Below are 9,352 nucleotides of genomic sequence, written 5' to 3' on the forward strand. Positions count from 1 at the left end.
GACTGGCACGGCTTTCCCCGGTCAGCGGATGAGTGGAGAGGTCCAGCAGAGGGCTTCGTCTCGCGACACATTCGAGGCGCGCCCCTGGACGGACCCCTCCGGGCCGGGCGGCACGCCGTACAGGCAGGAATACGACCACACCATGACCGCCCAGCCCCGCGCATTCGAACTCATGACCGCAGAAGAACTCCTCGACGAGATGGCCCGGCCGGACGTCGGCGCCCGGCGCCGCGCCCAGGTCCGCGAACGGCTGGTGGAGATGCACCAGTGGCTGGTCACCGAGGTCACCCGCCGCTACTCCGCCCGCGGCGAGCCGGTCGACGACCTGCGCCAGGCCGCCTACCTCGGCCTGGTCAAGGCCATCAACGGCTTCGACGCGAGCCTCGGCCACGAGTTCCGCGGGTACGCCGCGATCACCGTGTCGGGCGAGGTCAAGCGGCACTTCAGGGACCGTACGTGGGCCGTGCGGGTGCCGCGCCTGTTCCAGGAGCGCCGCGCCGAGCTCAAGCGGGCCACCGCCGACCTGACCCAGGAACTGGGCCGGACGCCGACCACGGCCGACCTGGCCACCAGAATGGGCCTGCCGCAGGAGGAGGTGCTGCGCAGCATGGACGCCTCGGCCGCGTACAGCACCCTGTCCCTGGACGCGCCGGCCGGCGACGACTCCGGCGGCGGCCGGGCCTGCCTGGGCGACCTCATCCCCGACCGCGACACCACGCTCGACACCATGATCGACGCGGCGGCCGTCCGGCCGCTCGTCGCGGCCCTGCCCGACCGCGAGCGCCACATCCTGCTGCTGCGCTTCTACGGCAACCTGACCCAGGCCGAGATCGCCGAGGAGTTCGGCATCTCCCAGATGCACGTCTCCCGGATCCTGCGCACCGTGCTGACCCGGCTGCGTAAGTCGCTCAACACCGCCGGCACCCGCCCGTCCCCCACCTCCCACACCGCCGCCTTACCACATCGCCGCCCGACCGCTTCGCCCGCCGGGCGGGACGATGATCGCCCACCTGTGATACCTTGACCAGCGCCGTGAGCCAGTGCGAACCGAGGAGGTGAGTCCCATCAACGCTGTGACATGCCGGGCCTCCCTCTCTCCCACGGCCTAGGGAGAGCCCGCGGGCATCCCGAAAGGCTTTCCACGTTCATGCGCATCATCTCCGAGACGTCGTCCGACGGCGTCCGCGAACAGCTCTTCACCCTCGGCGACGTCCCCGGCGTGCTCTGGACGCCGGCAGCCGCCACCGGCACCCGCCCGCTCATCGTCATGGGACACGGCGGCGGCCAGCACAAGAAGACCCCCGGCATCCTGACCCGCGCACACCGCTTCGTCCGCGAACGCGGCTTCGCGGTGGTAGCGGCCGACGTGCCCGGCCACGGCGACCGGCCGGTGGACCCGGAATACGACCGCATCAACACCGAGAACCAGGCACGGCTGGCAGCCGGGGCGGACCTGGCCGCACTGATCGCCGAGTTCCAGGCTCTCGTAGCCCGGCAAACCGTACCGGAATGGCAGGCCATGCTGGACACGGTCCAGCAACTGGACCACGTCGGCCGAGGCCCGGCCGGCTACTGGGGCGTCTCACTCGGCTGCGGCCTCGGCGTCCCGTTCGTAGCCGCCGAACCCCGCATCCGCGCGGCCGTCCTGGGCCTGGGCGGAGCCGCCGCCTCAGCCGAGCCCGCGGCACGGATCACCGTCCCCGTGGAGTTCCTGATGCAGTGGGACGACGAACGGGTGCCACGGGCCCAGGGCCTGGCCCTGTTCGACGCCCTGGGATCGCCCGAGAAGACACTGCACGCCAACCCCGGCAAACACGCGGACGTCCTGCCTGCGTACGAACTGGACAGCACGGTGCACTTCTTCACCCGCCACCTGACCTAACTGCCGACCGGGACCTGGCCCGAGCGGTCCTCGCTCCGCTCGGGCAGTCCCGCGCCGTCTCCAGAATGTGATCGGTCCGAAAACCGGCAGGCAGCGAGTCGATCAACTCGCGAGCGCGCCTGGCGCGCTCGTCCACCCCGCCAGCGGCCGACGCCCCCCTATGCCCTATGAATGCCTCAAGCCGAGGACTCGGAATCAGGTGCAGCCGAGTTGTTGCGGCAACAGGGGCAGTCGCTCCGGCATCCGCAGGCTGTCTCGCCCGGCTTGGCGACCGGGACGACGAGCATGGGCTCAGCGCCTCGAACCGGTCGTACATAAGGCTGTCCCGAGGACGGGTCGTGCCCGATCCCCTTCAAGATGTGTCCGGTGCCTTGGGGAAAGCAGAACATCTCATGGGGTCCGGCGCGATACCAGTCCTTGCCTTCCGGGGGCTGTGTGGCGAAGACATCATCGAAGTCCGCACCGGCCTCTCCCATCAGCATGTACGAGATCCCGATCCGGTCGATCGTCGGGGTCTTGCCCTGCATGACCTCCTGGACGAACTGCATCCAGGTCGGGTCAAGGCACATGGGGCCGGGGGCCGGCTGACCGGGGGGAGTCGGCACGCAGATCCAGTCGGGCGACCCTTCCCTGAGGACTGTCTTCATGTCCGCGTCCAGAACCGTTGCCGTCTCCGCGATGAAGCGCGGGGCGGCACTGAGCGCATCCTGGATCTTCTCTTCCCTTGTGGGCTCTCCGCGTTCTGACACGATCATTCCCTCGCAGAGCATATGCGGTTCGAACTCAAAGGCAAGGTCGCCTTCGCGCTGGTCGACGTTTCGCATCGGCACGTCCCGATACGGACAGTGTGTTCCCCGACACGGAACGTATATTCACAGCGTGAAAGCCGCGCGTTTGGAGGTCAGGTCGATCCCTTGCCCGTCCCCGGGCCGAATCGGTGCCGGTACGCCAATGGAGTGAGCCCGATCTTGCGACGCATCAGTGCACGCAAGTTGGCAGCGGTGCCCAGCGCGCTGTGCCGCGCGACCGTCTCGAAGCGCGACTCGCCCCGCTCGATCAGCCGGCATGCCAGGGCGAGTCGTTCCCTTGTGAGCCACGCCGGCGGTGTGGTGCCCATCTGGCGTGGAAACGGCGCTGCAACGATGTGCAGGCCGAGGTCGAGCGCGGCTGCGCTTCCCGCGGCCGTGAGAATGTCGCCGTCGTCCACGAACAACACGTCTGTTTCGAGCCGGACGGAAGGGAAGCGGGCCCGGAAGGAATCCGCCCACTGCCAGTGCGCGGCGGCCCGGCACCCGTCGAGGACCCCGGCCTCGGCCGAAGTGAAAGCACCGCTGCAGAAGCCGACCAGGCGGGTGCCGCGCGCATCGCACGCCGGCAGATCCTCGATGGGCTCCTCAGCCGACCGGACGGAGAGGCGTCCTGATCCTCTCCCCGCAGAGGGAGCACTTTGGTCAGTTCGATGGCTGAGGCAGAAGTTGGATCACGCCCACCGAGGTGTCCTCGATCGGTGAAGCGCGGACGGCGCGGACCATCCAGCCGCCGGCCCCGATCGGGACGGGGGCCTGCTCCGGCAGACCTCCGCCGTTCGGGAACTGGACACCCGGCTCGGCCCCGGCTGTCACGGAGTCCATGAGCACCGGTCCCGGCAGACAACAGCTGCCGGCGGGCTCATCCGCCAGGACAAGCCCGCGGGTGGACCGCTACAGCCAGATCACCGTGCGCACCAACCGCTACTCGGCACCTGCCCGGCTGATCGGCCGCCAGGTCCGCGTCATGCTGCACGCCTCGGAGCCGGTGGTCCATGGGCAAAGGGTCCTCATGGATCGGGTCGCCGCCGCATCACGGCCTGCGGCAGCCGAGGGGCGGAATCGGGGTTGCGGTGGCGGGCGCCGGGCCGGGAGAGTGCCACGATGACGGAGATTCTTCTCTTGCCCGGCGGTGGGCGGAGGTCCACGGACTGGCGGCTCGCCGCGCCGTTGCTGGAGGCAGCGGGGCTACGCACGGTAGCGGTCGATTCGCCGGATCTGGGCTCGTGGTCTTGGGCTGGAGCCGTCGAGTCCGTAGGTGAGGCGATCAACGACCACGGCTTGGAGCATCCCGCCGTGGCCGGGCACTCGCTGGGCGGCATCGTCGCGGCCCTGTGGGCCTCAGAGCATCCCGAGTGCCCCCTCGCGGTCAATCTGGACGGGCATACCAATCCCACCGGGCCCTTCGACGGAGTCGACCCGGTCGGCGCCGAGCACACAATGCGCGCGTTCCTCGCCGAACAGACGGCGGGCGATCCGGAGATGACTCACTTCATCGCGCAGATGGACGCGCTCGACCTCATCGCCGTCTACCGGGCGGCCCGCTGTCCCCTCCTCGTCGTCTCTTCCAGCGGCTCGGACCTGAGTGCGATGTTGCCTCCGGCTGTCTCGGTGGCCTTCGACGCCTACGTCCGCGGCTTCGCTCGCGAACTGATGACGGCCGCCGCGCAGACTCCGCTGCTCTCCCTCGCCGACCTGGCCACCGGCCACGACATGCACCTGGAGGCCCCGTACGAAGTGGCGCGCCTCATCCTCGGCCGTCTGAGCTCCAGTCACCATCCGAGCCCGTAATCCCCAGCCCCTCCCGCCGCGACTGACGACCCTCCAGCGCCCGCTTCCGCGTGATCATGAGCGCTCGGCAATGCGGCCGCACCGGGTTCCGTGCGGCTCCCCCGTACCCGAGCGTGACGGAACGGGGACAATGGTGGCCGGAGCGGCGGGCGAGGTGGGGCCGGGCGCGTGAGATGCTGCTTTCGTGACCAGGACAGAGCATGCCGAGCCGGCTCCGCGCCGCCGGCGAGGCCGTCCGGGCTACGACCAGCAGGCGATCCTGCGTGCCGCGGTCGAGCTGTTCAACCGCCGCGGCTACGACGCCACCAGCATGGGCGACCTGGCCAAGGAGCTGGGGCTGACCAAGGCCGCCATCTACCACCACGTCACGAGCAAGGAGCAACTGCTCGCCCAGGCGCTCGACGACGCGCTCGACGAGCTGACCGCCGTCGTCACCGAGGCGTCGCGGGAGCAGGCCGGGGTCAGCGCGTACCAGCGGCTGCGCGAGGTGCTGCGGCGCAGCGTGGAGGTGCTGGTGGCGCACCAGCCGTCCGTCACGTTGCTGCTGCGGGTGCGCGGCAACAGCGCGATCGAGCTGGCGGCCTTGGAACGGCGGCGCTGGCTGGACGACCGGCTGGCCGCGCTCGTGGCCGACGCCGTCGCCGAGGGCGCGCTGCGTGACAACGTGCCGCCCGGGCTGGTCAGCCGGCTGCTGTTCGGCATGGTCAACTCGCTGGTCGAGTGGTATCGGCCGGACGGCGCGTACGATCTGGCGCTGGTCGCCGACGCGATCACCGCCATCGCCTTCGACGGCCTGGCCAAGCACGAAGCCTGAGCCGGTGCCGCGGCGGAATGGCCGCCGAACCGGTCACAGCGGTCGCCGATGCGACAGTGCCGCGGGTGAGGCTCCGTGGGGCCTGCTGAACCTGACGACAGCGGTCAGTCCCAGCCAAGGCGTTGTTCCAGCAGCGCCTGCTGAGCCGGATTGGCGGTCAGCTCCAGCGCCCGCTCATCGGCCCGATGAGCCTCTTGGCGGCGGTTCAGGGCGCGCAGCAGGTCGGCCCGGGTGGCGTGCAGGAGCGGGTAACGCGCCAATTCCCGGCCGAGGTCGTCGAGCTCGGCCAGGGCCGCCCCAGGACCCTTGACGTGCCGCAGGGCGACGGCGCGGTGCAGCCGCGTCACGGGCGAGGGCGCCAGGCGCAGCAGCATGTCGTACAGCACCAGGATCTGCGCCCAGTCGGTGGCGGCGAAGGTCTCGGCCTCGGCGTGGCAGGCGTTGATCGCGGCCTGCAGCTGGTACGGCCCCGGCCGCCGGTGGGCGCGGGCCGCGCGCGTGAGCAAGGCGGTGGCCTGCTCGATGGCCTGGCGGTCCCACAGCGAGCGATTCTGATCGGCCAGCAGCACCAGGCGGCCCTGGGCGTCGAAGCGGGCCGCGCCGCGTGCCCGGTGCAGCCTGATCAGCGCCAGCAGCCCGGCCGCCTCGGGCTCCTTCGGCAGCAGGTTCGCCAGCAGCGCGGCCAGCCACTCGGCGTCATCGACCAGATCGCGCGCCTGGGCCCGCTCGGCCGTACTGGACAGGTAACCCTCGTTGAACAGCAGATAGATGACCGCCAGCACCTCCTCCACGCGCTGCGGCAACTCCTCCCCGGCAGGAACGCGGTACGGGATCCCGGCCTCGCCGATCTTGCGTTTGGCGCGGGTGACGCGCTGCGCCACCGTGGCCTCGGGCACCAGGAACGCGGCGGCGATCTGCGCGGCCGACAGCCCGCACACCACCCGCAGGGTGAGCGCGATCTGCGCGGCACGCGACAGCGCCGGGTGGCAGCAGGTGAAGATCAGCCGCAGCCGGTCGTCACGCGGCGCGGATACCGGCCAGGTGAGCTGGGCGAGCTTGGCCCGGAAGGTCGACTCCCGGCGCAGCACGTCCAGCCCGCGCCGCCGAGCCACGGTGAACAACCAGGCGTCCGGCCGCTCCGGCACCCCCTCGTCGGGCCAGCGCCGCAGCGCCGTCTCCACCGCGTCCTGGACCAGGTCCTCGGCGGCGGCGAAGTCTCCCAGCAGCGACATCAGGGACGCGGCCAGCCGGCCCGCGTGCTCACGCACCACGCGGGCCAGCACCTCCTGGCTCACCTCGGTGTGCGCCGGCTCGTTCATGAGGCGGGGCGGATCTCCACGACCGGGCAGGCCGGCCAGGAACGCGCGATCTTCAGCGCCTCGTCCAGATCGGCCACCTCGAGTTCGGCGAACCCGCTGACGACCTCCTTGCCCTCGACGAACGGCCCGTCGGTGACGACCGGTTCCCCCTGACCCAGGCGCATCGTGGTGGCGGTGTGCACCGGCGCCAGATGCGTATGGTGGGTGATCTTGTCGGCGTGGTCGGCGAACCACTGCGTCACGGCCGCGTAGGCGGCCTGCTGTTCCAGCTCCCCCATGGCCTCCAGCCTCTGGGCGAATTCCTCGGTCTCGATGAACATCAGCACATACTTCACGATCGCTGTCTGCCCTTTCCGTCTCAGCTCGCCGGGAGGGTGGCGTCCAGGTCGGACACCACGATGTCGATCGTGTTCAGGATGGGATGCATGAAGCGCTCCTTCGAGCTCGGCCGGTGAGACTTCCCAAGCCGTCCGCGCGATGCCGCGAACCGCCTGGCCCTCACCTCACAGACGATCGGCCGATGCCTCGATACGACACCGGCGCCGAAATTCTCGCGCCGGGCTCAGAGTGATCACCGCGCCGGACCGGCGGACCGGAGGGTCTGGTCAGCGGCCCTCGTCGGTACGGCTTTTGCGGTGGCGGCGGTCCAGGAACGCCGTCATGCGGGCCTGCTTCTCCCCGGTCTCGAACAGTACGGCCTGCGCCACGTCGTCCACGAACGGGTGCGCGTCCCTGGGCGCGTGGAAGACGGACTTCATCAGCCTGGTCGCCAGCGGCGCCTGGGCGGTGATGCGGCCGGCGAGCCGGTGGCCGGCGGTGAGCAGGTCGTCGGGCTCGACGATCTCGTTGAGCAGCCGGACGGCGTGCGCCTCGGTGGCCGTCAGCACGCGGCCCGCGAGCAGGATCTCCTTGGCCAGCGGCTCGCCCACGAGCGCGGCCAGCCGCCACGCCGCACCGGCCGCGGCGATGATGCCGAGGCCCGTCTCCGGGTTGCCGATCTTGGTACGTGGCGTGCCGATGCGGAAGTCGCAGGCGTAGGCGAGCTCGGCGCCGCCGCCCAGGGCGTACCCGTCGAGCAGGCCGATGACCGGCATCGGCAGCCGGTGCACCCGTTCGAAGATCTTGGAGTTGATGCCGCGCAGCGCGTCGTCCCGGCCGCGTTCGCGGAGCTGGGCGATGTCCGCGCCGGCCGCGAACGTGCCGCCCTCGCCGATGAGCAGAACGACTTTCGGGTCGTCCTCGACGGCGGCGCACGCCTCGTGCAGCGCGGCGACGAGCTCGCGGTCGATGGCGTTGCGCACCTCGGGCCGGTTGAGCCGCCACACGACCCGGTCCTCGCCCTCCTCGACGAGCAGTCCTGACGACGGGACGGCGGGGTGTTCGGGCACGTGGCGGCTCCTGTGGTCGGTCGCGGGCGGGTCGAGGCCGGTCAGTGGTCGGTGGTCGGTGACTGGTAACGGCGGTCGGTGGCCGGATCGGTGAGCGGTGCGGGGCTCAGGCGTCGTAGTCGACGGTCACGTTCCCCCCCACCGGGTACGTCTGGCAGGTCAGCACGAATCCGGCGGCCACCTCGGACGGTTCGAGCGCGTAGCTGCGCCGCATGTCCACCTCTCCGGAACGCACGACCGCGCGGCACGTCCCGCACACCCCGCCCTTGCAGGCGAACGGCAGGTCGGCGCGGGTGGCCTGCGCGGCGTCGAGGATCGGCACGTCGCGGGAGACGGTCGAGGTGGTCCGCAGCCCGTCCAGTACGGTCGTCAGCTCCGTGGTGGCCCCGGCCGGGATCCCGCCCCCGGTGCGTCTCGGCGGGGGCGGCGGCGCGTCGGCGTAGAACAGCTCGACGTGGACGCGTTCCGCGGGCACGCCCAGCTCGGCGAGCACCGCGCGGGACTCCTCGATCATGCGCAGCGGCCCGCACAGCCACACATGGTCGAACACCTCGACCGGCACGAGCGTGGTGAGCAGGCGGCGCAGCCGGTCGCCGTCGAGCCGGCCGGACAGCAGCTCGACGTCGCGCGGCTCGCGCGAGAGCGTGTGCACGACCTGGAGCCGGGGCCCGTAGCGGTTCTTCAGATCGCCGAGTTCCTCGGCGAACATCACGGTACGGCTCGTACGGTTGCCGTACAGAAGCGAGACCTGCGCGGCGGGGTGGGTGAGGACGGTCGCGGCGACCGACAGCATGGGGGTGATGCCGGAGCCGGCGGCGACGCACAGGTGCCGCTCGCCCGTGCCGGGGTCGGCCCGCCAGGAGCCCGCGGGCGGCTGGACGTCGATCCGGGTGCCCGGCCGCACCTCGTGGACGAGCCAGGAGGAGAACAGCCCGCCGGGGATCTCGCGGACGCCGATGCGCGGCGCGGCGCCGGCGGGGGCGCAGATCGAGTAGGAGCGGCGGTGCTCCCGCCCGTCGATCACGCGGCGCAGGGTGAGCGACTGGCCGGCGCCGAAGGCGTACGCGTCGCGCAGCTCGCCGGGGACGTCGAACGTGATCGCGGCGGCGTCCTCACACAGGCGGTCCACCGCCGACACGGCCAGCGGGTGGAAGACGGCGGCCCGGGAACGGGCGGCGGGGCCGGGCGCGAGCGTGGTCATGCTCAGATCTCCTTGACGTGCTCGAACGGTTCGAGGCAGCCGGTGCAGCGGTAGAGGGCCTTGCAGGCGGTGGCACCGAACTCGGAGGTGAGCCGGGTGGCCGCCGAGCCGCAGCGCGGGCAGGGCGGCGCGGTGCGCGGCGGGCGGGTGG

The 9,352-nt window shown here is 71.3% G+C and carries 12 protein-coding genes; 5 read left to right on the top strand and 7 right to left on the bottom strand.

Annotation, left to right across the window (positions count from 1 at the left end; all coding sequences use genetic code 11):
- The first annotated feature begins 142 nt into the window (after positions 1–142).
- Positions 143–1,024, top strand: coding sequence for a SigB/SigF/SigG family RNA polymerase sigma factor (locus ABFX54_RS47610; RefSeq protein ID WP_346113727.1), 882 nt, complete (start codon positions 143–145; stop codon positions 1,022–1,024).
- Positions 1,025–1,147: 123 nt separating this feature from the next.
- Positions 1,148–1,882 (top strand): dienelactone hydrolase family protein, encoded by a 735-nt coding sequence (locus ABFX54_RS47615; protein ID WP_346113728.1) that lies wholly within the window; start codon positions 1,148–1,150, stop codon positions 1,880–1,882.
- Positions 1,883–2,058: 176 nt separating this feature from the next.
- Here ABFX54_RS47615 and ABFX54_RS47620 read toward each other — a convergent pair whose 3' ends face one another.
- Positions 2,059–2,706, bottom strand: a complete 648-nt coding sequence (locus ABFX54_RS47620; RefSeq protein WP_346113729.1) for a hypothetical protein — start codon at positions 2,704–2,706, stop codon at positions 2,059–2,061.
- 77 nt (positions 2,707–2,783) lie between these two features.
- A complete protein-coding gene (locus tag ABFX54_RS47625) occupies positions 2,784–3,089 on the bottom strand; it encodes a helix-turn-helix domain-containing protein (protein ID WP_346113730.1) in 306 nt (101 codons plus the stop codon).
- Positions 3,090–3,511: 422 nt separating this feature from the next.
- Here ABFX54_RS47625 and ABFX54_RS57275 point away from each other — a divergent pair, with 422 nt between their 5' ends.
- The 3 genes from ABFX54_RS57275 to ABFX54_RS47635 all read left to right on the top strand — a co-directional run bounded on the left by ABFX54_RS57275 (position 3,512) and on the right by ABFX54_RS47635 (position 5,293).
- Positions 3,512–3,796, top strand: a complete 285-nt coding sequence (locus tag ABFX54_RS57275) for a Mu transposase domain-containing protein (RefSeq protein WP_428834651.1) — start codon at positions 3,512–3,514, stop codon at positions 3,794–3,796.
- Positions 3,793–4,479 (top strand): alpha/beta fold hydrolase, encoded by a 687-nt coding sequence (locus ABFX54_RS47630; RefSeq protein WP_346113731.1) that lies wholly within the window; start codon positions 3,793–3,795, stop codon positions 4,477–4,479. The genes ABFX54_RS57275 and ABFX54_RS47630 overlap by 4 nt, the downstream gene beginning before the upstream one ends.
- A gap of 184 nt (positions 4,480–4,663) precedes the next feature.
- Positions 4,664–5,293 carry a TetR/AcrR family transcriptional regulator gene (locus ABFX54_RS47635; protein ID WP_346113732.1) on the top strand — a complete coding sequence of 210 codons (630 nt, stop codon included), beginning with the start codon at positions 4,664–4,666 and terminating at the stop codon, positions 5,291–5,293.
- Positions 5,294–5,397: 104 nt separating this feature from the next.
- Here the strand turns inward: ABFX54_RS47635 and ABFX54_RS47640 are convergent, their stop codons facing one another.
- The 5 genes from ABFX54_RS47640 to ABFX54_RS47660 form a co-directional block, all read right to left on the bottom strand.
- A complete protein-coding gene (locus ABFX54_RS47640) occupies positions 5,398–6,612 on the bottom strand; it encodes an RNA polymerase sigma factor (RefSeq protein ID WP_346113733.1) in 1,215 nt (404 codons plus the stop codon).
- Positions 6,609–6,947 carry a YciI family protein gene (locus ABFX54_RS47645; RefSeq protein WP_346113734.1) on the bottom strand — a complete coding sequence of 113 codons (339 nt, stop codon included), beginning with the start codon at positions 6,945–6,947 and terminating at the stop codon, positions 6,609–6,611. Before ABFX54_RS47645 ends, ABFX54_RS47640 begins: the two co-directional genes overlap by 4 nt.
- 270 nt (positions 6,948–7,217) lie before the next feature.
- Positions 7,218–8,000 carry an enoyl-CoA hydratase/isomerase family protein gene (locus ABFX54_RS47650; protein WP_346113735.1) on the bottom strand — a complete coding sequence of 261 codons (783 nt, stop codon included), beginning with the start codon at positions 7,998–8,000 and terminating at the stop codon, positions 7,218–7,220.
- A 106-nt stretch (positions 8,001–8,106) separates the two neighbouring features.
- A complete protein-coding gene (gene paaE, locus ABFX54_RS47655) occupies positions 8,107–9,201 on the bottom strand; it encodes a 1,2-phenylacetyl-CoA epoxidase subunit PaaE (protein WP_346113737.1) in 1,095 nt (364 codons plus the stop codon).
- Between the two features lie 2 nt (positions 9,202–9,203).
- Positions 9,204–9,352 (bottom strand): PaaD-like zinc ribbon domain-containing protein (locus ABFX54_RS47660; protein ID WP_487047333.1); only part of this gene is annotated, 149 nt, incomplete at its 5' end.

The organism is Nonomuraea maheshkhaliensis (assembly GCF_039529435.1).
Taxonomy (GTDB): Bacteria; Actinomycetota; Actinomycetes; order Streptosporangiales; family Streptosporangiaceae; genus Nonomuraea; species Nonomuraea maheshkhaliensis.